Below are 21,796 nucleotides of genomic sequence, written 5' to 3'. Positions count from 1 at the left end.
ATGATACGCGGGATCGGGCGGGCGATCTGCCCTCTCATTCGCGCACGGCGGCCCGATCGAACCGAAATGGGAAGTGAAATTGGCCGAACGACCTCTCGAGCTCGACGCCTTCGACCGCCGGATTCTCGACGCGCTCGCCGCCGACGGCCGGATCAGCGCGACCGAGCTGGCGCGGCGGATCGGGCTGTCGAAGTCGCCGACCCAGGCGAGGCTGCGACGGCTGGAGAAGGCGGGCGTGATCCGCGGCTACCGCGCCATCGTCGATCCGATCGCGCTGGGCCGCGATCACGTGGCGTTCGTCGAGGTCAGGCTGTCGGACACCCGCGAGGCGGCGCTGGCCGCCTTCGACGCGGCGGTGACGAAGACGCCGGAGATCGAGGAGTGCCATCTCATCGCGGGCGCGTTCGACTACCTCCTGAAGGTGCGCACGCCGTCGATGACCGCCTACCGGCGCCTGCTGGCCGAGCGGATCTCGACCCTGCCGCACGTGTCGGGGACCTCGACCTACGTGGCGATGCAGGCGGTGAAGGAGGGCGGGGCGCCGGCGCCTCTCACCGGGGCGTGACTTGACGGAGGGTCAGCGGCGTACAGACTTTCCGTCATGCGCCTCGTCCTCGCCCTCTGCGTCCTCGCCGCCCCGGCCCTCGCCGAGTGTCCGCCGGCCTCCGACCTGACCGCGGACGCGGCGCCGCTGCTGGAACGGCTGGCCGTCGCGCCGGACGAGGCCGAGGCGCGGGTGCTGATGGACGAGCTGTGGCGGCTCTGGACCGCCGCGCCGGACGAGGCCGCGCAGGCGCTTCTCGACGACGGGATGGAGCGGCGCGAGTCCTACGATTTCCTCGCCGCGCGCGCGCTGTTCGGCAGGCTCGTCGACTACTGTCCCGACTACGCCGAGGGTTACAACCAGCGCGCCTTCGCGGCCTTCCTGGTGCAGGATTACGAGGCGGCGCTGGACGACCTCGACACCGCTCTCGCGCTCAACCCGGACCACGTGGCGGCGCTGTCGGGCAGGGCGCTGACGCTGATGGGCCTCGGCCGGATGGACGAGGGGCAGGCGGCGCTGCGCGCCGCGCTGGCGCTGAACCCGTGGCTGGGCGAGCGGGCGATGCTGATCGAACTGCCCGGCGAGGACATCTGAACCGCTGGCCGCGCCGGGCGCCGCCATGCTATCGCGGACGGGCCCGCCCGCGTGGTGGAATGGTAGACACCGGGAACTTAAAATTCCCTGGCTTCGGCCGTGCCGGTTCGAGTCCGGCCGCGGGCACCAGTATCCGAGCGTCGCGGCACGTCACGGCCCGTCGGCGCTGGCCCCGCCCGGTTCGGGTGTCTCCCGCCGCCGCCAGGCCTGGATCGCCGAATAGACCAGAAGCCCCGCCGTCGCGACGACGAAGAAGGCCGAGATCGGACGCTCCAGAAAGACCATCGGGTCCCCGCGCGAGATCAGCAGGGCGCGGCGCAGGTTGGTCTCGATCAGCGGGCCGAGGACGAAGCCCAGCAGGAGCAGCGCCGGGTTGAAGCGGGCGAGCGCCAGCAGGTAGCCGGCGAGGCCGATGCCGGCGACCATCACGATGTCGAAGGTCAGACCGCGCACCGACCAGACCCCGAGGCAGACGAAGATCAGGATCGCCGGGTAGAGCCAGCGGAACGGGATCCGCAGCAGCGACACCCAGATGCCGATCAGCGGCAGGTTCAGGATCAGTAGCAGCAGGTTGCCGATGCCGAAGCTGGCGACGAGGCCCCAGAACATCTCGGGCCGCGTCTCCAGCATCATCGGCCCCGGCTGCACGCCGTGGATCACCAGCGCGCCCAGCATCAGCGCCATGATCGGATCGCCCGGAATGCCCAGCGTCAGCGTCGGCACGAAGGCGGTGATGGAGGCCGAGTTGTTGGCGGCCTCCGGGCCGGCGACGCCCTCGATCGCGCCTTGGCCGAAGCGCTCGGGCCGGCGGGCGACGCGCCGCTCCACCGCATAGGCGAGGAAGGAGGACAGGGTGGAGCCGGTCCCCGGCAGCGCGCCGAAGAAGCTGCCCAGCGCGCTGCCCCGCAGGACCGGCAGGGGCATGCGTTTCAGGTCGTCGCGCTCCGGCGCCATGGCCCGCAGGCCGATCCGTCCGGCGACGGCCTGGCGGTCGGGGTCGCGGACGTTGCCGATCACCTCGGCCACGCCGAACAGGCCCATCGCCAGCGCGACGAGGTTGATCCCGTCCAGCATCTCGGTCCGTCCCATGACGAAGCGCTGCACGCCGGAATTGACGTCCGTCCCGATGCAGCCCAGCAGCATGCCGAAGACGATCATCGCGAAGCCCTTGGCCGGATGCGCGCTGCCGATGGTGGAGGCGGCGACGAGGCCGAGGACCATCATCGCCGCGTAGTCCGCCGCGCCGAACGCGACTGCCGCCCGGCTCAGCCACCCGGCGAGGAGGACCAGCACCACGATCCCGATCACCGAGCCGGCGAAGGACGAGATCATCGAGGTGAAGAGCGCGACCCCGGCGCGGCCCTGCCGGGCGAGGGGGTAGCCGTCGAGCGCGGTCACCGCCGATTGCGGCGTCCCCGGCAGCCGCAGCAGGATCGACGAGACCGCCCCGCCGTACTGGGCGCCGTAGTAGACGCCGGCGAGCATGATGAGCGCCGCCTCGGCGCTGATGTAGTAGGTGATCGGCAGCAGCAGCGAGATCGCGGCCATCGCCCCGATCCCGGGCAGGACGCCGATGAAGGTGCCGAGCGTGACGCCCAGCAGGCAGTAGATCAGGACGCCCGGCTGCAGCGCGAAGGCAAAGCCCGTCAGAAGGCCGTCCCAGGTACTCACCTCAGAGCCGCGGCCAGAGCGGCAGGGTCATCTGCAGTCCGACGTGGAACAGGACGACCGTCAGCGCCGTGACGAGAGCGGCCAGCACGAGGCGCCAGACCGCGCCCGGCCGCGGGGCGGGAAGGGTCGAGATCAGCACGGCCGACGCCGTCGCCAGCACGAGGCCCAAGGGCCGCAGGCCGAGGCCGAAGACGAGGATGGCGGCGAGGACGCAGGCCGCGGCCCACGGCTCGGGCTTCACCGGTGCGCCGGCACGGCGCAGGGCCGGCACGGCGATCGCGGCCCCCAGCCCGGCGAGCGCGAGGCCGAGGCCGAGCGGGAACGCGCCCGGCCCCATCCGTCTCAAGGTGCCGGGGTCGTAGTGGACCCACGCCCAGCCGGCCGCGGCGAGCCCGACCAGGGCGAGCGCCAGCCCGCCCCAGATGTCCGGCCAGTCGCGCTTCACCTGTCGCGCTTTACGCTATTCGGCGGCCTCGATGCGGTCGAGCACGCCGCCCCACATCTCGGTGTCCGCCGCGATCCGCTCTTCCATCTCGGCCGGGGTGCCCGGCGCCGCGACCCAGCCGATGGCGAGAAGCTGCTCCTGCACCGCCGGATCGGCGAGGATGTCGTTGATCTCGGTCGTCAGCCGCTCGACGATCGCCGCGTCGGTGCCGGCGGGGGCGACGAATCCGTTCCACAGTTCGGCGCGGAAATCCTCGGGCAGGCCCGCCCGACCGGCCATTACCGGCACGTCGGGGACCTGCGCGAAGGGCTCGGCCGAGGTAATGCCCAGCATCCGCAGCTGCCCGCCGTCGACCAGCGGCAGCGCCGCGGACGGCGCCATGAAGCCGGCGTCGATCTCGCCGCCCGCGATCGAGGTCGTGACCTCGGCGTAGCTGGTGAAGGGGACGTGCAGCATCGTCACCCCCGCCTCGTCGGCGAAGAGCTCGGCCGTGAGATGCGCGCCGGACCCCTGTCCGACCGACCCGTAGGCCAGCGCCTCGGGTTCGGCCCCGGCGGCGTCGATGAAGGACTGCAGGTCGGTGATGTCCGACTCCGCGTTCACGACGAGCACCAGCGGCGAGGTCGCGATCAGCGTGACCGGCACGATGTCGGCGTCCACGTCGTAGCCGGTGTCGTCCATCGTGCGCTGCGCGGTGGTGAGCGGGCCGTTGATCGTGGTGCCGAAGGTCAGGCCGTCGCCGGCATTGGCCAGCATCTGCTGGATGCCGATCACGCCGCCCGCGCCGGGCTTGTTCTCGATCACGACCGGCTGGCCCAGCCGCTCGGCCAGCGGTTCGGTGACGATCCGGGCCAGCGTGTCGGGCGAGGAGCCGGCGGGAAAGCCGACATAGACGTGCAGCGGGCCGGACGGCCAGCCGTCCTGCGCGAGGGCGGGCGCGGCGGCGAAGGCCGCGGCCAGGGCGAGCGTGGCACGACGGGTCAGTCGGGTGGTCATGGGTGTCCTCCTCCTCGGTCGGACGCAACGAACACCAGGACCGGAGGCAGCGCAATGGGGGAGGGGGCGGAGGAGGAGTGGGCCGGACCGGCTCGGCGCGGATTGGTCGGGAGTCCGGGGACGGATCCCGGCCCGGCGCGATCACGACCCATGACCGGGCCGCCGGAGGGGAGCGGGGGCGCCGGGCGGCGCCCCCGCGTCGGCTCAGCCGTCGATGCGGGCGGCGGCGAGGGCGATCGCCTGCTGGTAGACGGTCGCCGCGTTCCACTCGTTCAGGACGCGGAAGTTGGCGGTGCCTTCCTGGTACGGCTGGCCGGGCTGCCAGCCCTTCTGGCGCAGGAAGTTGGCGGCCGTCGCCATCGCGTCGGTCAGGTTGGTCGGGTCGACCCGGCCGTCGCCGTTGGCGTCCTGACCGTACTGCAGCACGTTGCCAGGCAGGAACTGCATGTGGCCGATCTCGCCGTGGGCGGCGCCGGACTGGCCGGGATTCATCCCCTGGTCGACCAGCCGCAGGGCGGCGATGGCGTGCGGCCGGAAGAAGTCGGAGCGGCGGCAATCGTACGCGACGGTCAGGATCGAGGAGACGACGTTCTCGTTGCCGGTGATCCGGCCGAAGCCGGTCTCCATCCCGTGGATGGCGAGGAGGATGCCGGAGGGCACGCCGTAGATGCTTTCCAGCTGCTGGTAGAAGCCGGGGTTGCGGTCGCGCTCGCGCCGGGCCTGGGCGGCGAAGCTGTCGAGGCTGCCGAGGCGGATGCGGATGAAGTCGTCCAGCGCGTAGCGCACGCCGCGCTGGTTGCGGTCGGCGTTGATCGTCGCCTGGCTGTAGCGCGCGTTCGCCAGCGCCTGCAGCCCGCGCTGGCCGATGCCGCTGGCCTGGGCGACGGGCGCGAACTCGGCCTTCCAGCGCTCGAAGCCGGAGGCGTCGTTGCCGCATTGCTGCGCGCTCGCGCCGCCGGCGAGGAGGGCCAGCAGGGCGGGCGCGGCGATCTTTCGGGCGAGGCAGGGGAAAAGCGTCATCTGGTGCTCCAATATCGGTTGGCCGAAACCCTAGCACCCGCGTCCTGCGAATCCAGCGCGGAGGGTTTCGGCTCGTGCGCTCGCGGCGTAACACCGGAGCCGGTCGATAGAGGATAACAGATGGCCCGGACCCACCCCTGGAAGCGCGCTCTCGTCACGTTCGCCGCCATCATCGCGCTGGGACTCGGCCTCGGGCTCGGCGTCGAGATCGGGCGCCGGCTGCCGGGCGAGGCCGACGCGCCGCCGCCGCCGCCGCCGGCCGCGATCGCCGTGAGGCCCGAGGGCGCCGAGGCCGAGGCGGCGACGATCGCCGTTTTCCGCGCCCGCCGCGACAGCGTGGTCTCGATCTCGACCAGCGCGACGGTGCGCGACCGGTTCACGCTGCGCACGGGGACGCAGCCCCTGGGGTCCGGCTCCGGCTTCTTCTGGGACGACCGGGGCCACGTGGTGACGAACAACCACGTCATCGAGGGGGCGAGCGCGGCGGTCGTCGCACTGGCCGACGGGCGGACCTTCGACGCCCGCCTCGTCGGCCGCGATCCAACTCATGACCTCGCGGTTCTGCGGATCGAGGGCGAGGATCTGCCGGCGCCCCTCCCCCTCGGCGAGAGCGGATCGCTCGAGGTCGGGCAGGGGGTGCTGGCGATCGGCAATCCGTTCGGGCTGGACTGGACGCTGACGCGGGGCATCGTCTCGGCCCTCGACCGCGATCTCGGTGAGGGGCGGATCGTGATCCGCGGACTGATCCAGACCGACGCGGCAATCAATCCGGGCAATTCCGGCGGTCCCCTCCTGGACAACGAGGGGCAGCTGGTGGGCGTGAACACCGCAATCTTCTCGCCCTCGGGCGCCAATGCCGGGATCGGATTCGCGGTGCCGGTCGGAACCGTGATACGCGTCGTGCCGCAGCTGATCGAGACGGGCAGCTACAGCCCGCCGTCGCTCGGGTTCCTGTTCGACGCGCGGATCAACGCGGCCGCCAATCGGCAGGGGCTGGACGGGGTGTTGATCCTCGACGCGCCCGCGGGTGCGGGCGTGGAGCCGGCGCAGATGACGCGCGACGGCCGCCTGATCCCGGGCGAGGTCATCACGGCCGTGGACGGCGAGCCGGTGCCGACGCTGGACGACCTTCTGGCCGTCATCGACCGGCACGCGGTGGGCGACAGCGTCGAGATGACGCTTCGGAGCGGCGAGGGCGAACGGCAGGTGGAGATCGTGCTGCAGGCCGGGGGGTAGGCGCGTTTGCGGCGTGCCGCCGCTCGCGCTGTTCCCTGGGTCGCGCTGTTCCCCGGAGGGCAGGGTCCTGCCGCGAGGACGCGGCGGCAGGACCCCGCGGAAGGGGCCCGGGCGCTCGGCGCGCCGTCGGGGACCGGCTGGCCGTCAGGTGCCGCGGCCCGTCTGCTCCTGCAGGGCGTCGATCTTCTCGGACGCGGCGGCCTTGGTCATGTCGGGGTCGAACTCCTCTCCCGCCTCGTGGCAGAGGGTGCGCAGGTAGGACGCCTGCGCGCCGGTCATCGGCTCGTCGCCGGTGACCCATTCGTCGACGGGCTTCTCGGGGTTGCCGGGCAGATCCTGGCTGTGGTCGGTCTGGTCGGACATCTGATCCTCCATCGGATTTCGTTCCCGGAACGTTCCGCGCCGCATCCCGTTCCCCGCACACCGCGACGTGATTGACGCCGCCGCCCGACCGGCCCAAGGACCGGGCAGATCGATGGAGACGAGAATGGCGAGCTGGACGGCGACGACCACGACGACGGGCAAGGCGGCGGCCGAGGCCCTGGCCGAGGCGGCCGAGGACGCGATGGAGCCGTTCGGCGTCGGCGTCTTCGAGATCGAGGACGGCCGCGGCCTGTTCGAGGTCGGCCTGCACTTCGAGGAGGCGCCGGATGCGGTGGCTCTCGACCTGCTGGCGGCGTCCAACGGGGCGCGGCCCTTCGCCGTGTCGGAAGTGCCCGAGCGCGACTGGGTCGCCCACGTCCGGCGCGAGCTGGCGCCGGTCGCGGCCGGGCGCTTCTTCGTTCACGGCGCGCACGACGCGGACAAGGTGCCGGACGGCGTCGTACCGCTGCTGATCGAGGCGTCGATGGCGTTCGGGACCGGCCACCATGGCACGACCCTCGGCTGCCTGCGCGCCATCGATCGCCTGGCCGCGGAGGGGCGGGCATTCCGCGCCATCGCCGACGTCGGCTGCGGCACCGCCGTCCTCGCCATGGCGGCGGCGACCGTCTGGCCCGACGCGGCGCCGGTGCTCGCCGGCGACGTCGATCCGGTCGCTGTCGAGGTGGCGGAGGCGAACGTGGCGGCGAACGGCCTCGTCGGGCGCGTCCTGTGCGAGGAGGCGGCCGGCTTCGACGGACCGCGCCTGTCGGAGGGCGGGCCCTACGACCTCGTCCTCGCCAACATCCTCAAGGGCCCGCTGATCGCCCTGGCGCCGGCGATGGCGCGGCGCATCGCCCCCGGCGGCCTCGCCATATTGTCCGGCCTGCTGACCGAGCAGGCGGAGTCGATTCTGCAGGTTTATGCACGTGCAGGGTTCAATGAGGCGCGGCGCGAGGAGATTGGCGACTGGACCACGCTGCTCCTCGTCAGAAATGCGGAATGAATGCGGTAAACGCGGTCTGAATCGGGCCCTCCGCCCAAAATCCGCCACATTTCGGCGGGATACCCTCGTGGCAAGAGGTGGGGGCCTCGACGGACGGAACCGAAGATGGACGAGTCTGCTGTCACATTCGACCAGCGCCTGAAGAGCCTGAGCCGCAAGCATTCGCGGATCCGGCAGAACGGCTATGCCGGCAGGATGAACAGGGACGGTCTCGTCGTCATGGTCCCGCGCCGGCGCGGTCCCGCCTTTCCCCTGCGCGGCTTCCTCGGGGTCATCCTCGCCGCGCTGGCCTTCAAGACCTTCCTCCTGGTTTCACTCGGGACCGAGGAATATACCGCCCGCGTCGACGCCCTTGCCTCGGGGACCCTCGTCGAGAAGGGCGGAGCCTGGGTCATGGCTCTCGACCCGGTGACGCAGGCCCTCGCGGGCGTCGTCACCGACCTCCTCTAAGGCGGCGCAGGCCGCCGACCTCAAGCGCCTCTCACGCTCGGTCAACATGAAAGGGCCGCTCCGGACATCTCCGGGGCGGCCCTTCTGTCGTCCCCGGCCGGGACGAGCTGAGGTCAGAAGCGGCGGGAGGACGCGGCGGCGATGGCGTCGATGTCGCCCCGGCACAGGCCGATGTCGTCGAGCTCGTGGGCCGAAAGCTTCGACAGCGCCGAGCGGGTGATCCGGGCGTCGTTCGATTCGACCAGACGGTCGAGAAGGTCGTAGGCGGTGCGTACGGCGCGGCCGGCCGCGATGGAGACGGCGATGTTCCGGGGAAGCTCGATATGGGCCATGGCGGCTGTCCTGATACTGGCGGGAGGGACCGGCGAACCGGTCCGTCCCAATGGCGGGATTGCGCGCATCTAGATGGCGCGCGATGCCCTGAGAAGCGCGATTCCGGCATGCCTCCCATTCTGGAAACGCATGTCTCGTTTGGGCCTCAAACCGCCGTAATCATTGCAGGAATCCGCCTCCGGCGGTGTCGTCATCGGCGGCCGGAATGTCGCTTTCCGGCCGTCCGTTCGCGACCCTGACGCTCCCCGCCCGCAAAGCGTCGGAAACTCGCCTCTTTCCGAATGTTCGCGGTTTGTGCTAGCGTGGCGCAAACGGGGCAACACCGGGCAGGGACAGGCATGCGGGTGATGGGCATCGACCCGGGGCTGAGGCAGCTCGGCTGGGGCGTGATCGACGTCGACGGTCCCCGCATCCGGCACGTCGCGAACGGCCTGTGCCGGTCCGAGGGGACGGATCCCCTGTCGGTCCGCCTCCTCGCCCTCTACCGCCAGCTCAAGGCCGTGCTGGCCGAGCATGCGCCGACCGCCGCGGCGGTGGAGCAGACCTTCGTGAACAAGGACGCCGTCGGCACACTGAAGCTGGGCCAGGCGCGGGGCGTCGCGCTGCTGGTGCCGGCCGAGGCGGGGCTCACGGTGGGGGAGTACCTGCCGAACGCCGTGAAGAAGGCCGTGGTCGGCGTCGGCCACGCGGACAAGCGCCAGATCCAGCACATGGTGAAACTTCAGCTGCCGGGGGTGAGGATCGCCGGGCCGGACGCGGCGGACGCGCTCGCCATCGCGCTGTGCCACGCGCACCACCTGCAGTCCGCGGGCCACCTGTCGGCCGCGCTCCTGAGGGCGGGCGGATGATCGGGCGGATCGCCGGGCGGCTGGAATACCGGGGCACCGACCACGTGCTGATCGACGTGCGGGGCGTCGGCTACGTCGTCTTCGTCTCGGACCGGGTGATGGCCGCGCTGCCGGGCGTGGGCGAGGCGGTGTCGCTGTGGACCGACCTTCTGGTGCGCGAGGACCTGCTGCAGCTGTTCGGCTTTCCGACGCTGGTCGAGAAGGAATGGCACCGCCTGCTGATGAGCGTGCAGGGCATCGGCGCCAAGGCCTCGCTGTCGATCCTCGGCGCCCTGGGGCCGGACGGCGTGGGACGGGCGATCGCGCTGGGCGACTGGTCGGGGATCGCGAAAGCCAAGGGCGTGGGGCCCAAGACCGCGCAGCGGGTGGTGAACGAGCTGAAGGACAAGGCGCCGGGCGTGATGGCCATGGGCGGGCTGGAACCGGCGGCGCGTGCGCCCCGGCCGGACGCCGAGGCGGACCTCGTCGAGACCCCGGCGCCGCCGCGGCCCGCCCCGGCGAAGGGCGGCGGCGCGGCGCAGGCCGAGGCGCTGTCGGCGCTGTCCAACCTCGGCTACGGCCCCGGCGAAGCGGCGGGCGCGGTCGCCGAGGCGGCAGGCGCAGCCCCGGACGCCGATACCGCGGCGCTGATCCGCGCCGCCCTGCGCCTGCTGGCGCCGAAGGGATGAGGCCGTGGCATTCGCGGCGGCGGGAAGCTAAGCCATGACCGACATGTCCGACCGCCCCGTCTCTCCCGCGCCGCAGGAGGCCGATGGCGCCGACAAGGCGCTGCGCCCCCAGTCCCTCGACGAGTTCATCGGGCAGGCGGAGGCGCGCGCCAACCTCAAGGTCTTCATCGAGAGCGCCCGGCGGCGGGGCGAGGCGATGGACCACACGCTGTTCTTCGGGCCTCCCGGCCTGGGCAAGACGACGCTGGCCCAGATCATGGCGCGCGAGCTGGGGGTGAACTTCCGGATGACCAGCGGGCCGGTGCTTGCGAAGGCGGGCGACCTCGCCGCGATCCTGACCAACCTCGAGGCGCGGGACGTGCTGTTCATCGACGAGATCCACCGCCTGAACCCGGCGGTGGAGGAGGTGCTGTATCCCGCGCTCGAGGATTTCGAGCTCGATCTCGTGATCGGCGAGGGGCCGGCGGCGCGGACGGTGCGGATCGAGCTGCAGCCCTTCACTCTGGTCGGCGCGACGACGCGCCTCGGCCTGCTGACGACGCCGCTGCGCGACCGGTTCGGCATCCCGACGCGGTTGCAGTTCTACACGGTGAGCGAGCTGCACGAGATCGTCACCCGCGCCGCCCGCCTGCTCGGCGCGCCGGCCTCGCCCGACGGCGCGCACGAGATCGCCGCCCGCGCCCGCGGCACGCCGCGGATCGCCGGCCGATTGCTGCGGCGCGTGGTGGACTTCGCCATCGTCGAAGGGGACGGGACGGTGACGCGCGAGATCGCGGACCGGGCGCTGACGCGGCTGGGGGTCGATTCCATCGGCCTCGATGGGGCGGACGGGCGGTACCTGACGCTGATCGCCGAGAGCTACGGCGGCGGGCCGGTCGGGATCGAGACGCTGTCCGCAGCCCTCAGCGAGGCGCGCGACGCGCTGGAGGAGGTGATCGAGCCGTACCTCCTGCAGCAGGGCCTGATCCAGCGCACGCCGCGCGGCCGGATGCTGACACAGGGCGCCTGGCGTCACCTGGGGCTGGAGGCGCCGCGCGCGCCGGGGCAGGGGTCGCTGTTCGAGGAGTAGGGACGCCGTGCGGCGCTCGCGCCCGCCTTCGGCGCCGCATCGCCCCGCCCGCCGTCCCCGGCTGCAGGGCACTCGCCTCGGACGTCGTTTTGGTGGAGGGGTGGCCGCCTTTGCTTGGGAAGCGGTTCAGGGGCAGGTGTGCCCTGAACGCGCCTCCCTCGAGCGTCATGCGATTCGGCGGAGCGTCAAGGAGCTTCGCCCGGCTTCGCCGGCGCGCTGACGCGCGTCCTTGACCCTCCGCCGAATCGCGAAGGGGCGCCCGGCCTCGGGGGGCGCGCCGGAGATCGGCACGCACCGCCCGCGCGGCAGGGGCGCTTTACCCCGGCGGCGGGGCGGACTAGGCGGGGGGCATGGTCGGGGCGGACGAGATCGAGAGGCTGTTCACGGGCGAGGCGGGCGGTTTCCTCTTCGCGCGCTGGGGGCGGCCGGTGACGCCGGTCGTGTTCGGGGTCGAGGAGGAGGCGCTGCCGGTGCTGAAGGGCGCGCTCGAGGCGGTGTTCGCGCTCGCCGGGCATCCGATGGCCGGGACCGATCCCGAGCTCGGCGCCAACCTCATGGTGTTCTTCTGCCGCGACTGGGACGAGCTGCTCGGCGTGCCGAACCTCGACCGCCTCGTCGGCGGGTTGGATGCGCTGGTGGCCCGGCTGGGCGCGGCGGGGGCGAGCCAGTACCGGATGTTCCGCTTCGACGAGGCGGGCGCGATCCGCGCCGCCTTCGTCTTCCTGCGGATGGACGGCGCGCTGGCCGCGCAGCCGGCGGAGGACCTGGGGCTGGGGCAGGCCGTGCAGGTGGCGCTGCTGTGGTCCGACCGCGCCTTCGCCGAGGTCTCGCCGCTGGCGCTGACGCCGGAGGGGAGGACGGTGCTGCGGCCGGAGATCGCCGCGGTGATCCGCGCCGCCTACGATCCGGTCCTGCCGCCGGCGGCGCGGGATCCGGCCTTCGCGCTCCGCCTCGCCGCGCGGGTGACGGCGGGATGAGCCACCGCTTCGGGCTGCGCGTCTATTACGAGGACACCGACGTCGGCGGCATCGTCTATCACGCCAACTACCTCAAGTTCATCGAGCGGGCCCGCAGCGAGTGGGTCCGCGCGCTCGGCGTGGACCAGGTCGCGCTGCGCGCCGCCGGGCAGGTCTTCGCCGTGGTCCGGATCGAGGCGGACTACGTCGCACCCGGGCGGTACGACGACCTCCTCGAGGTGGAGACGGTGCCGGAGGCGGTGGGTCCGGCGCGGGCGGTGCTGGTGCAGAGGGTGCTGCGCGGCGGCCGGACGCTGTTCGCGGCGCGGGTGACGCTCGCCTGCCTCGGCCCGTCGGGGCGCCCGGTGCGCCTGCCGGCGGCGCTGGCCGCGGCGGGGGCGCCGCGGCTCGGCGACAAAACGCGTCCGTGAACGCGAGCGGATTGGATTTCCCGCGCGACTTCCGGTATTGAGCCCCGCAACGGGCCCGCCAGAGGCCCCGCGGTATCAGAGCAGGCCATGGACGCAGCAGCAGACTACACGATGTGGGCGCTCTTCGCCCGCGCGACGATCACCGTGAAGCTGGTGATGATCCTTCTCATCGCCGCCTCGATCTGGTGCTGGGCGGTCATCGTCGACAAGCTTATCCAGTATCGCCGCGCCCGCCGGGAGGCGGCGGTGTTCGACCGCTCCTTCTGGTCGGGCGAGCCGCTGGACGGCCTGTACGACGAGATCGGGCCGAACCCGACCGGGTCCAGCCAGAAGATCTTCGCCTCGGGCATGACGGAATGGCGGCGCTCGCATCGCCAGGACGGCGGGCTGATCGCCGGGGCGCAGGCGCGGATCGACCGCTCCATGGACGTCGCCATCGCCAAGGAGGCGGGACGGCTGCAGCGCGGCCTGCCGGTGCTGGCGACCGTCGGCTCCACCGCGCCGTTCGTCGGCCTGTTCGGCACCGTCTGGGGCATCATGAACGCCTTCATCGAGATCGCCGAGCAGCAGAACACCAACCTCGCCGTCGTCGCGCCCGGCATCGCCGAGGCGCTGCTGGCGACCGGCCTCGGCCTGCTGGCGGCGATCCCGGCGGTCATCTTCTACAACAAGCTGTCGGCCGACAGCGACCGCATCGTCTCGGGCTACGAGGCCTTCGCGGACGAGTTCGCGACCATTCTCTCGCGCCAGCTGGACAGCTGACATGGGCGCGGGCGTGATGAAGGCGGCGGACGACGGGGGCGGCAAGCGCCGCCGGCGCCGCCGGCGCAGCCAGCCGATGGCCGAGATCAACGTCACGCCGTTCGTCGACGTGATGCTGGTGCTTCTGATCATCTTCATGGTGGCGGCGCCGCTGCTGACCGTCGGCGTGCCGGTGGAACTGCCGCAGACCCAGGCCAACGCGCTGCCGATGGATCAGGAAGAGCCGCTGACCGTGACCGTCACCGGTGAGGGCGTGGTGCTGATCCAGACGACCGAGGTCGGCGAGGCCGAACTGGTCGACCGGCTGCGCGCCATCGCCGCCGAGCGGACGTCGGACCGGATCTTCCTGCGCGCCGACGGGCACAATTCGTGGGACACCGTGGCCAAGGTCATGGGCCTGCTCAATGCCGGCGGCTTCACCAACATCGGCCTCGTGACGGATCTCGAGACCCCGGCCACGGACGGCTGAGCGGGCCATGGCGACCGTCGGCACCTACATCTCCGGCGCCGGACATGCCGGGCTCATCGGCTGGCTGCTGATGGGCTGGGGGCTGTCGCACGAGCCGCTGGACTTCGAGGTGACCGAGGTCTCGGTCGTTTCGGGCGAGGAATACGCCCAGCTCGTCGCCGCCACCACGCCGCAGCCGGTGACCGAGCCGGAGGAGGCGCTCGCCGCGCCGCCGTCCGAGGCCGCGCCCGAGGCGCCCGCGCCCGAGGCCGAGAGCCCGCCGCCCGAGGCGCCCCCGCCCGAGCCGCCGCCCGAGGCCCCGGCCGAGGAGCTGCCGCCGCCCGAGCCGCCGGCGCCGCCGGAGCCGCCGGCCGAGGTGGTCGACACGCCGCCCGAGCTGACCCCGCCGCCGCCCGATCCCGCCCCGCCCGCGCCGCAGCCGCAGGAGGCCGTCCCGCCGTCCGAGCCGCTGCCGCAGATCGCCGCGCGCCCCGTGCCGCGCCCGGCGCCGCGCGTCGCGCCCGAGGCCGCGCCCGCGCCGCCGCCCGACGCCGCCCCCGACCCGGTGGTGCAGGAGACCGCCGAGCCGGCGGAGGAGCCTGCCGAGGTGATCGAGGAGCCGGTGGAGCAGCCGACCGCCCCCGAGGAGGCGACGACCGAGATCGTGACCGAGGCCGAGGAGCCGGCGTCGGCGCCGCCGCTCGCCCCCACCATCGCGCCGCGCCCGCCGGTCCGGCCCGAGCGCCCGGCCGTCGCCGAGGCACCGGCCGAACCGGAGGCGCCGGCGGAGCCCGCCGCGCCGGCCGAGACCGAGACCGCCAGTTCCGAGAACGCCGCGGCGGATGCGGTGGCCGACGCCTTGGCCGACGCGCTCGCCGCCGGGGCGGGGCAGGCCGAGGCGCCGGCCTCGCCGACGACAAACCCCGGCCCGCCGATGACCGGCGCCGAGCGCGACGCCTTCCGCATCGCCGTGCAGCGCTGCTGGAACGTGGACGTCGGGTCCGAGGCGTCGCGGGTGACGGTGACCGTCGCCTTCGCGCTCGACCGCAGCGGCCGCGTGGACGGCTCCATCGCGATGATCGGTTCCAGCGAGTCGGGCGCGGCCGCGACCGCCGCGTTCGAGTCCGCCCGGCGCGCGATCCTGCGCTGCCAGGCCGACGGCTTCCCGCTGCCGCCCGAGAAGTTCGAGCAGTGGCGCATGGTCGAGATGACCTTCAACCCCAGCGAGATGCGGATCCGGTGAGGAACGGCGTGGCCGAAAGCGCGCAGTCCACATCCGCGCGACTCTTTGCCGGACCCGAACCGCACGCGCTTGCGTATTGTCCGCAACGACCCATAAGGCCGCCGAAACCGGCCGCGACGAGGACGACGATGCTGAAGAGACTTTCCAGCCTGGCGATGGCCCTGATCGCGGCGGCGTTCCTCGCCGCGCCCGCGACCGCGCAGGACGGTCCCCTGCGGATCGAGATCACCGACGGCGTGATCGAACCGATCCCCTTCGCCGTGCCCGTCTTCGAGGCCGAGACGCCGGGGGCCGAGCAGGTGGCCGCGGACATCAGCCGCCTCGTCGCGCAGGACCTGGCGAACACCGGCCTGTTCCGCGAGATCCCGTCCTCGGCCTTCATCTCCAGCCCGGCGAGCTTTGCCACTCCGGTCGCCTATCCCGACTGGCGGGCGATCAACGCGCAGGCGCTGATCACTGGGGCGGTGTCGGTCAACGGCGGCAGCCTCGTCGTGAAGTTCCGCCTGTACGACGTCTTCTCGGGCGCCGAACTGGGGGCCGGACAGCAGCTGGCCGGCACCGTCGACGGCTGGCGGCGGATGGCGCACAAGGTTGCCGACCAGGTCTATTCGCGCATCACCGGCGAGAGCGGCTACTTCGACAGCCGCGTCGTCTTCGTGTCCGAGAGCGGGCCCAAGGACGACCGCGCCCGGCGCCTCGCGATCATGGATTACGACGGCGCGAACCTGCAGTACCTGACCGACTCCTCGTCGATCGTGCTTAGCCCCCGCTTCTCGCCCTCGGGCGACCGGGTGCTGTATACCAGCTACGCCAGCGGCAATCCGGCGATCAACCTGCTGCAGGTGGCGGCGCCGGGCGCCCGCGCCGTACCGACCGCGCCGGGCGAGCTGGCCATCGCCGCGCGGTTCAGCCGGGACGGCAGCCGGGTCATCTATTCCGCCTCGTCGGGCGGCAACTCGGACCTCTGGATCACCGACCTCGCCACCGGGCAGCACACGCGCCTGACCGACGCGGCGTCGATCGAGACGTCGCCGTCCTTCTCGCCCGACGGCTCGCAGATCGTCTTCGAGAGCGACCGCTCGGGCTCCCAGCAACTCTACATCATGCCTGCCTCGGGCGGGGAGCCGCGGCGGATCAGCTTCGGCGCGGGGCGCTACGGCAGCCCGGTCTGGTCGCCGCGAGGGGACCTCATCGCCTTCACCAACCAAGAGGGCGGACGCTTCCATATCGGCGTGATGCGCACCGACGGCTCGGAAGAGCGGTTGCTGACGACCTCGTTCCTGGACGAGAGCCCGACCTGGGCGCCGAACGGGCGGGTCCTGATGTTCACGCGAGAGACGCAAGGGGCGAGCGGCGGACCGTCGCTGTACTCGGTCGACATCTCGGGGCGGAACCTGCGGCAGGTGACGACGCCGGGCTTCGCCTCGGACGCGTCCTGGGGACCGCTGCAGAACTGACGGCGAAGTGATTCTTCCGGCGCCGGGAGGCGCGTGCTAGCATTGTTCCCGGGGCGAGACCGGGCCAACGAAAGAGGGTGGTGGGCATGAAATACGTGGTTGTGGCGGCGCTGATCGCGGGAATGGGACTGAGTGCCTGCACCCGGCCCGACCGGTTCGCGGACGGCGCCGGCGGCCCCGGCGCCGGCGGCGTCGAGACGCTGGGCGGCAATGGTGCGCTCGACCCCTCGGCCCTCGGCCCGAACGATCCGCGCAGCCCGCAATACTTCAACCAGACGATCGGCGACCGGGTCCTGTTCGTCGTCGACCAGTCGACGCTGACCGACCAGGCCCGCGCGACGCTGAACCAGCAGGCGCAGTGGCTGCTCACCAACTCCGACTACCTCGCGGTGATCGAGGGGCACGCGGACGAGCAGGGCACGCGGGAATACAACATCAACCTCGGCGACCGCCGCGCAAACGCGGTGCGCGAGTACCTGATCTCGCAGGGCGTCCCGGCGAACCGGCTGCGCACCGTCAGCTATGGCAAGGAACGGCCCGTCGCCGTCTGCTCGGACGAAAGCTGCTATTCGCAGAACCGCCGGGCGGTCACGGTCATCTCCATCGCGACGATCTCGTGATGGCGGGCGGGCGGATGAGACTCCTCGGGGTGCTTTCGATGTCCGCCGCGCTGGCGCTGCCGCTGGCGGCGCGGGCGCAGGAGTCGACGCTGGCCGACATCCGCCAGCAGCTCGCGGTCGTGTACGCCGACCTGCAGTCCCTTCGGTCCGAGCTGAACACGACCGGCGCGCCGCAGGCCGGGGCGACGGGCAACACGGCGCTCGAGCGGCTGGATGCGCTCGAGGCGCAGGTGCAGCGACTCACCAGCCGCGCCGAGGAGCTGGACTACCGGATCAACCGCGTCGTGACCGACGGGACGAACCGGATCGGCGACCTCGAGTTCCGCATCTGCGAGCTGGAGCCCGGCTGCGAAATCGGCGCCCTCGGCGACACGCCCAGCCTCGGCGGAGTGGATATCGAGGCGCAGATCCCGCAGCCCGAGGCGCCGCCGCCGTCGGACGGTCCGACGCTCGCCGTGAACGAGCAGGCGGATTTCGATGCGGCCAAGGCCGCTCTCGACGCGGGCAATTCGGCAGAGGCGGCGGACCTCTTTGGCCAGTTCGTGTCGAACTATCCGGGCGGCCCGCTGTCGGCGCAGGCCCTCTACTTCCGCGGCCAGGCGCTGGAGGCGACGGGCGACCTGACAACCGCCGCACGCGCCTACCTCGAAGCCTTCTCCGGCGCGCCCGACGGCTCGACCGCGCCCGACGCGCTCTACAAGCTCGGCGCCACTCTGGCGCAGCTTGGACAGGTGCAGGACGCCTGCATCACGCTCAACGAGGTGGGCACCCGGTTCCCCGGCAGCCCGGCCGAGGGGCAGGCGCAGGCGATGATGACGAGCCTGTCCTGCTCGTGATCCGGCGCCGTGGCGGCTGAGGCAGGCCGCGGCGGGATCGACCTGCCGCGCCGCTTCGCCGGGTCGATGGGCGCGCTTCTCGGCCCCGACTTTCCCGAGGATATCGGCCTCGCCGTCTCGGGCGGCGGCGATTCCATGGCGATGCTGCACCTCGCCGCCGGATGGGCGCGCGTCTACGGCGTCCGCCTGCGGGTCGCGACCGTGAATCATGGCCTGAGGAACGAGAGCGCGGCCGAGGCGGCGCTGGTCGCGGACGAGTGCCGCGGCCTCGGCCTGCCGCACGCGGTGCTGCGATGGGAGGACCGGCCGGCGGGCGGCAACCTGATGGACCGGGCCCGGCGCGCGCGGCTGGAGCTGATCGGGCGCTGGCGCGGCGTCTGTCGGCACGTGCTGTTCGCCCACACGAGGGACGACCAGGCGGAGACGGTGCTGATGCGCCTCGCCCGCGGCTCGGGGGTGGAGGGGCTGTCGGGCATGGCGGCACGGCGGCGGGTGCCCGGGCCGACGGGCCTGCACCCGATCCACGTTCCGGCCGGACCGCCGCGGCCCGCGACTATGGAAGGAGGGTGGGAGGTGGTCCGCCCCCTCCTCGACACCTCGCGGGCCGAGCTGCGGCACTATCTCAAGGCCCTGCGCATCCCCTTCGTCGACGACCCGACCAACGAGGATCCGGCTTACGACCGCGTCCGTGTCCGCCGCGCCCTGTCCATGCTGGCGGAGGAGGGGGTGACCGCCGAGGGGCTCGCCGCCACCGCCGCCCGGATGGGCCGCGCCCGTGAGGCGCTGGAGCGGCGGGCGGTCGAGGCGGCGCGGGCGCTGCTGCGGCCCGATCCGCTGGCGGCGGGGACGCTGGTCTTCGACCGCGACGGCTTCGCGGCGCTCGACGCCGACACGCGGCTGCGTCTGTTCGCCGCGGCCTTGGGTCATGTCGCGTCGGCGGAGTACCGCCCGCGCGGAGCGGCTCTGGAGGACGCGGCGGACCGCTGGCTCGCCGGCGGGACGGTGGTCCTGCACGGCGGCATGGGCATCGCCCGCGGCGATCGCCTCTTCGTCTGCCGGGAGCCGAAGGCGGTGGCGGACGAGGTGGCGACGGTCGGCGACGATGGCGCGACCTGGGACCGGCGCTGGCACCTGTCGGGCAGCGAAATCAGGGGGATGGAGGTCCGCCCCCTCGGCGAGGCCGGCCTCGCGCAGCTCGCGCTCCCCGTGGTGCGGCCACCCCGCGAGACGCTCCGCGGACTGCCGTCCGTCTGGGCCGGCGGCCGCCTCGTCGCCTGCGCCCCCCTCGGCCACGGCCCGGCGCACATCGTCCGGCTTCTGCCGCCGCGCGGCCCTTTTCCCGACGTGCTGCTATCGCATTGAAGATCGGGCCCCGATCCTTACATTGTGGCCAGCCGCGCCGGGAGACGACGGACCGTCCCCCGCGCGTGAACCTTCGGAGGGAGCCAAGCTTTTGGGTAACGCGCGCAACATCGCCTTCTGGGTGGTCCTGTTCCTCCTGATCCTGGCGCTCTTCAACCTGTTCTCCGGCGGCCAGTCGTCGATGGCCTCGAACTCCCGCAGCTACTCCGACTTCGTCGCGGCGGTGGAGAGCGGGAACGTCGCGCAGGTGACCCTGGACGGCGAGGAGGTGCGCTATCGCGGCACCGACGGCCGGGACTACGTGACGATCAAGCCCGAGGACGCGCAGATCACCGACCTGCTGATCGCCGAGAACATTCCGGTGCAGGCGCGCAGCCAGGAACAGTCGACCTTCACGACCTTCATCCTGTCGCTGCTGCCGTTCCTGCTGCTGATCGGCGTCTGGATCTACTTCATGAACCGGATGCAGGGCGGCGGCCGCGGCGGCGCCATGGGCTTCGGCAAGTCCCGGGCCAAGCTGCTGACCGAGAAGCATGGCCGCGTGACCTTCGACGACGTCGCCGGCATCGACGAGGCCAAGGAAGAGCTCGAGGAGATCGTCGAGTTCCTCCGCAACCCGCAGAAGTTCTCGCGCCTCGGCGGCAAGATCCCCAAGGGCGCGCTGCTGGTCGGCCCGCCGGGAACCGGTAAGACGCTGCTCGCGCGCGCCATCGCGGGCGAGGCGGGCGTGCCGTTCTTCACCATCTCCGGCTCCGACTTCGTCGAGATGTTCGTCGGCGTCGGCGCGAGCCGCGTGCGCGACATGTTCGAGCAGGCCAAGAAGAACGCGCCCTGCATCGTCTTCATCGACGAGATCGACGCCGTCGGCCGCTCGCGCGGCGTCGGCTACGGCGGCGGCAACGACGAGCGCGAGCAGACGCTGAACCAGCTGCTGGTCGAGATGGACGGCTTCGAGGCGAACGAGGGCATCATCATCGTCGCGGCGACCAACCGCCCCGACGTGCTCGACCCTGCCCTCCTGCGCCCCGGCCGCTTCGACCGCCAGGTCCAGGTGCCGAACCCCGACATCAAGGGCCGCGAGAAGATCCTCGGCGTGCACGCCCGCAAGGTGCCGCTCGGCCCCGACGTCGACCTGCGCATCATCGCCCGCGGCACGCCCGGTTTCTCGGGCGCCGACCTCGCCAACCTGGTGAACGAGGCTGCGCTGATGGCCGCCCGCGTGGGCCGGCGCTTCGTGACGATGATCGATTTCGAGAACGCCAAGGACAAGGTCATGATGGGGGCCGAGCGGCGGTCCATGGTCATGACCGAGGACGAGAAGAAGCTGACCGCTTACCACGAGGCCGGCCACGCCATCGTCGGCCTGAACGTCCCGCAGCACGACCCGATCCACAAGGCGACGATCATCCCGCGCGGCCGCGCCCTCGGCCTCGTGCTGTCGCTGCCGGAGCGGGACCAGCTGTCGGTTTCGCTGCAGAAGTACAAGTCCAAGATCGCCATGGCGATGGGCGGACGCGTCGCGGAAGAGCTGGTGTTCGGCAAGGACAACGTGACCTCTGGCGCCGCGTCCGACATCCAGCAGGTGTCCAAGATCGCCCGCGCGATGGTGACGCAGTTCGGCTTCGAGCCCGAGCTCGGCTACGTCGACTACGCGAACGAGCAGCAGAGCTATCTCGGCTCCTACCAGGGCGGCGCCAGCCACTCGGCCGCGACGCAGAAGATGATCGACGACAAGGTGAAGGAGATCATCGACGAGGGCTACGCCCGGGCCAAGCAGATCCTGACCGACCGCCGCGACGACCTGGAGCGGCTGGCGCAGGGCCTGCTGGAATACGAGACGCTGACCGGCAGCGAGATCACCCGCGTGATAGCGGGCGAGCCGCTGAACCGCGGCGACGACGATGCCGACCCGACCCCGCCGCCCTCGTCCGGCGCCTCGGTCACGGCAATTCCCAAGACCGGCGGTCGCAAGAAGGCCGGCGACGGCGGGCTGGAGCCGGAACCGACGGCCTGATCGCCAGGTGAGACACGACCAGAGGGGCTCGGCATAGCGCCGGGCCCTTCGTCGTTGCTACATCGTGGCGAGCCAGCCCCAGAGGACGGCGAAGCCGGCGACGACGCCGGTGACGGCCGTGACCCGCAGCGCGGCGCTCGGCAGGCGCAGCACCGCCTCGATCGCGAGGCCGAGCAGGGCGAGGAGCAGGGCGGCGAGGGCGAAATCCGCCCCGGTCCAGTCGACCTCCGCCGACAGCTGCATCCCGGCGAGCGGGATCAGCAGCAGGCCGGCGAGCCCGCCCCAGAGCCAGGGACGAAAGGGAGTGCGTTGCATCATCGGGGCCTCGGTCAGGATGGTGTCCGTGAGCCCCAGCCTACCGCGGCGTCGCAGCCGGACAAGCCGCGGCTCGTGCAGGCCTTGCGCAGATCGCCGCGATCGGCCCCGC

Annotated in this window: 25 protein-coding genes and 1 tRNA gene; 19 read left to right on the top strand and 7 right to left on the bottom strand. The window is 72.2% G+C overall.

All coding sequences use genetic code 11. The features are described from left to right. The first annotated feature begins 79 nt into the window (after positions 1-79). The 3 genes from A37W_RS0104765 to A37W_RS0104755 all read left to right on the top strand — a co-directional run bounded on the left by A37W_RS0104765 (position 80) and on the right by A37W_RS0104755 (position 1,267). Positions 80-565, top strand: a complete 486-nt coding sequence (locus A37W_RS0104765; protein ID WP_018301883.1) for an Lrp/AsnC family transcriptional regulator — start codon at positions 80-82, stop codon at positions 563-565. 36 nt (positions 566-601) lie between these two features. Then, positions 602-1,138, top strand: a complete 537-nt coding sequence (locus A37W_RS0104760; RefSeq protein ID WP_018301882.1) for a tetratricopeptide repeat protein — start codon at positions 602-604, stop codon at positions 1,136-1,138. A 45-nt stretch (positions 1,139-1,183) separates the two neighbouring features. Then, positions 1,184-1,267: transfer RNA gene (locus tag A37W_RS0104755), tRNA-Leu, on the top strand. A gap of 21 nt (positions 1,268-1,288) precedes the next feature. Here A37W_RS0104755 and A37W_RS0104750 read toward each other — a convergent pair. The 4 genes from A37W_RS0104750 to A37W_RS0104735 all read right to left on the bottom strand — a co-directional run bounded on the left by A37W_RS0104750 (position 1,289) and on the right by A37W_RS0104735 (position 5,270). Then, positions 1,289-2,809 carry a tripartite tricarboxylate transporter permease gene (locus tag A37W_RS0104750; protein WP_018301881.1) on the bottom strand — a complete coding sequence of 507 codons (1,521 nt, stop codon included), beginning with the start codon at positions 2,807-2,809 and terminating at the stop codon, positions 1,289-1,291. 1 nt (position 2,810) lies between these two features. Further along, positions 2,811-3,254: a tripartite tricarboxylate transporter TctB family protein gene (locus tag A37W_RS0104745; protein WP_018301880.1), complete on the bottom strand. Its 444-nt coding sequence runs from the start codon at positions 3,252-3,254 to the stop codon at positions 2,811-2,813. Positions 3,255-3,269: 15 nt separating this feature from the next. Further along, on the bottom strand, positions 3,270-4,250 hold the full coding sequence (locus tag A37W_RS0104740; RefSeq protein ID WP_018301879.1) for a Bug family tripartite tricarboxylate transporter substrate binding protein: 981 nt from the start codon (positions 4,248-4,250) through the stop codon (positions 3,270-3,272). Between the two features lie 204 nt (positions 4,251-4,454). Beyond that, positions 4,455-5,270, bottom strand: coding sequence for a lytic murein transglycosylase (locus A37W_RS0104735; RefSeq protein ID WP_026198298.1), 816 nt, complete (start codon positions 5,268-5,270; stop codon positions 4,455-4,457). A gap of 120 nt (positions 5,271-5,390) precedes the next feature. Between A37W_RS0104735 and A37W_RS0104730 the strand changes: the two genes are divergently transcribed. Continuing rightward, positions 5,391-6,506, top strand: a complete 1,116-nt coding sequence (locus A37W_RS0104730) for a S1C family serine protease (RefSeq protein WP_018301877.1) — start codon at positions 5,391-5,393, stop codon at positions 6,504-6,506. Positions 6,507-6,650: 144 nt separating this feature from the next. Here A37W_RS0104730 and A37W_RS0104725 read toward each other — a convergent pair whose 3' ends face one another. Beyond that, complete coding sequence (locus A37W_RS0104725) at positions 6,651-6,869, bottom strand: DUF3072 domain-containing protein (RefSeq protein WP_026198297.1); 219 nt, start codon at positions 6,867-6,869, stop codon at positions 6,651-6,653. A gap of 124 nt (positions 6,870-6,993) precedes the next feature. Here A37W_RS0104725 and A37W_RS0104720 point away from each other — a divergent pair, with 124 nt between their 5' ends. Both A37W_RS0104720 and A37W_RS0104715 read left to right on the top strand, forming a co-directional pair. After that, complete coding sequence (locus A37W_RS0104720; RefSeq protein ID WP_018301875.1) at positions 6,994-7,872, top strand: 50S ribosomal protein L11 methyltransferase; 879 nt, start codon at positions 6,994-6,996, stop codon at positions 7,870-7,872. A gap of 105 nt (positions 7,873-7,977) precedes the next feature. Further along, on the top strand, positions 7,978-8,322 hold the full coding sequence (locus tag A37W_RS0104715) for a hypothetical protein (RefSeq protein ID WP_018301874.1): 345 nt from the start codon (positions 7,978-7,980) through the stop codon (positions 8,320-8,322). A 113-nt stretch (positions 8,323-8,435) separates the two neighbouring features. Here A37W_RS0104715 and A37W_RS0104710 read toward each other — a convergent pair whose 3' ends face one another. Continuing rightward, positions 8,436-8,654, bottom strand: coding sequence for a DUF1127 domain-containing protein (locus A37W_RS0104710; protein ID WP_018301873.1), 219 nt, complete (start codon positions 8,652-8,654; stop codon positions 8,436-8,438). A 339-nt stretch (positions 8,655-8,993) separates the two neighbouring features. Between A37W_RS0104710 and ruvC the strand changes: the two genes are divergently transcribed. The 13 genes from ruvC to ftsH all read left to right on the top strand — a co-directional run bounded on the left by ruvC (position 8,994) and on the right by ftsH (position 21,369). Further along, positions 8,994-9,503 (top strand): crossover junction endodeoxyribonuclease RuvC, encoded by a 510-nt coding sequence (gene ruvC / locus A37W_RS0104705; protein ID WP_018301872.1) that lies wholly within the window; start codon positions 8,994-8,996, stop codon positions 9,501-9,503. Then, positions 9,500-10,171 carry a Holliday junction branch migration protein RuvA gene (ruvA, locus tag A37W_RS0104700; protein ID WP_018301871.1) on the top strand — a complete coding sequence of 224 codons (672 nt, stop codon included), beginning with the start codon at positions 9,500-9,502 and terminating at the stop codon, positions 10,169-10,171. The genes ruvC and ruvA overlap by 4 nt, the downstream gene beginning before the upstream one ends. Positions 10,172-10,205: 34 nt before the next feature. Next, a complete protein-coding gene (ruvB, locus tag A37W_RS0104695) occupies positions 10,206-11,240 on the top strand; it encodes a Holliday junction branch migration DNA helicase RuvB (RefSeq protein ID WP_018301870.1) in 1,035 nt (344 codons plus the stop codon). 350 nt (positions 11,241-11,590) lie between these two features. After that, the gene (locus tag A37W_RS0104690; RefSeq protein WP_018301869.1) at positions 11,591-12,217 is read left to right on the top strand and encodes a hypothetical protein; all 627 of its coding nucleotides are present in this window, start codon (positions 11,591-11,593) and stop codon (positions 12,215-12,217) included. After that, positions 12,214-12,627 (top strand): tol-pal system-associated acyl-CoA thioesterase, encoded by a 414-nt coding sequence (gene ybgC / locus A37W_RS0104685; protein WP_018301868.1) that lies wholly within the window; start codon positions 12,214-12,216, stop codon positions 12,625-12,627. The genes A37W_RS0104690 and ybgC overlap by 4 nt, the downstream gene beginning before the upstream one ends. Positions 12,628-12,714: 87 nt before the next feature. Continuing rightward, complete coding sequence (gene tolQ, locus A37W_RS0104680; RefSeq protein ID WP_026198296.1) at positions 12,715-13,389, top strand: protein TolQ; 675 nt, start codon at positions 12,715-12,717, stop codon at positions 13,387-13,389. A 1-nt stretch (position 13,390) separates the two neighbouring features. Further along, positions 13,391-13,858 (top strand): ExbD/TolR family protein, encoded by a 468-nt coding sequence (locus A37W_RS0104675; protein ID WP_018301866.1) that lies wholly within the window; start codon positions 13,391-13,393, stop codon positions 13,856-13,858. A 7-nt stretch (positions 13,859-13,865) separates the two neighbouring features. Beyond that, positions 13,866-15,080: a cell envelope integrity protein TolA gene (tolA, locus tag A37W_RS0104670; RefSeq protein WP_018301865.1), complete on the top strand. Its 1,215-nt coding sequence runs from the start codon at positions 13,866-13,868 to the stop codon at positions 15,078-15,080. Positions 15,081-15,208: 128 nt separating this feature from the next. Next, entirely contained in the window at positions 15,209-16,537 is a 1,329-nt protein-coding gene (tolB, locus tag A37W_RS0104665; RefSeq protein ID WP_018301864.1) for a Tol-Pal system beta propeller repeat protein TolB, read from the top strand. An 86-nt stretch (positions 16,538-16,623) separates the two neighbouring features. Further along, positions 16,624-17,157 carry a peptidoglycan-associated lipoprotein Pal gene (gene pal / locus A37W_RS0104660; protein WP_018301863.1) on the top strand — a complete coding sequence of 178 codons (534 nt, stop codon included), beginning with the start codon at positions 16,624-16,626 and terminating at the stop codon, positions 17,155-17,157. A gap of 14 nt (positions 17,158-17,171) precedes the next feature. After that, the gene (gene ybgF, locus A37W_RS0104655; RefSeq protein ID WP_026198295.1) at positions 17,172-17,993 is read left to right on the top strand and encodes a tol-pal system protein YbgF; all 822 of its coding nucleotides are present in this window, start codon (positions 17,172-17,174) and stop codon (positions 17,991-17,993) included. Positions 17,994-18,002: 9 nt separating this feature from the next. Further along, entirely contained in the window at positions 18,003-19,355 is a 1,353-nt protein-coding gene (gene tilS, locus A37W_RS0104650; RefSeq protein ID WP_018301861.1) for a tRNA lysidine(34) synthetase TilS, read from the top strand. A 91-nt stretch (positions 19,356-19,446) separates the two neighbouring features. Continuing rightward, positions 19,447-21,369, top strand: coding sequence for an ATP-dependent zinc metalloprotease FtsH (gene ftsH, locus A37W_RS0104645; protein WP_018301860.1), 1,923 nt, complete (start codon positions 19,447-19,449; stop codon positions 21,367-21,369). A gap of 57 nt (positions 21,370-21,426) precedes the next feature. On the opposite strand, the gene A37W_RS0104640 is transcribed toward ftsH, so the two are convergent. Continuing rightward, positions 21,427-21,684 (bottom strand): hypothetical protein, encoded by a 258-nt coding sequence (locus A37W_RS0104640; protein ID WP_156169414.1) that lies wholly within the window; start codon positions 21,682-21,684, stop codon positions 21,427-21,429. Between the last annotated feature and the right edge of the window lie 112 nt (positions 21,685-21,796).

This window comes from Wenxinia marina DSM 24838, assembly GCF_000379485.1.
Taxonomy (GTDB): domain Bacteria; phylum Pseudomonadota; class Alphaproteobacteria; order Rhodobacterales; family Rhodobacteraceae; genus Wenxinia; species Wenxinia marina.
The sequence above is the reverse complement of the archived record's forward strand: the minus strand, read 5'-3'. Positions and strand labels throughout refer to the sequence as shown.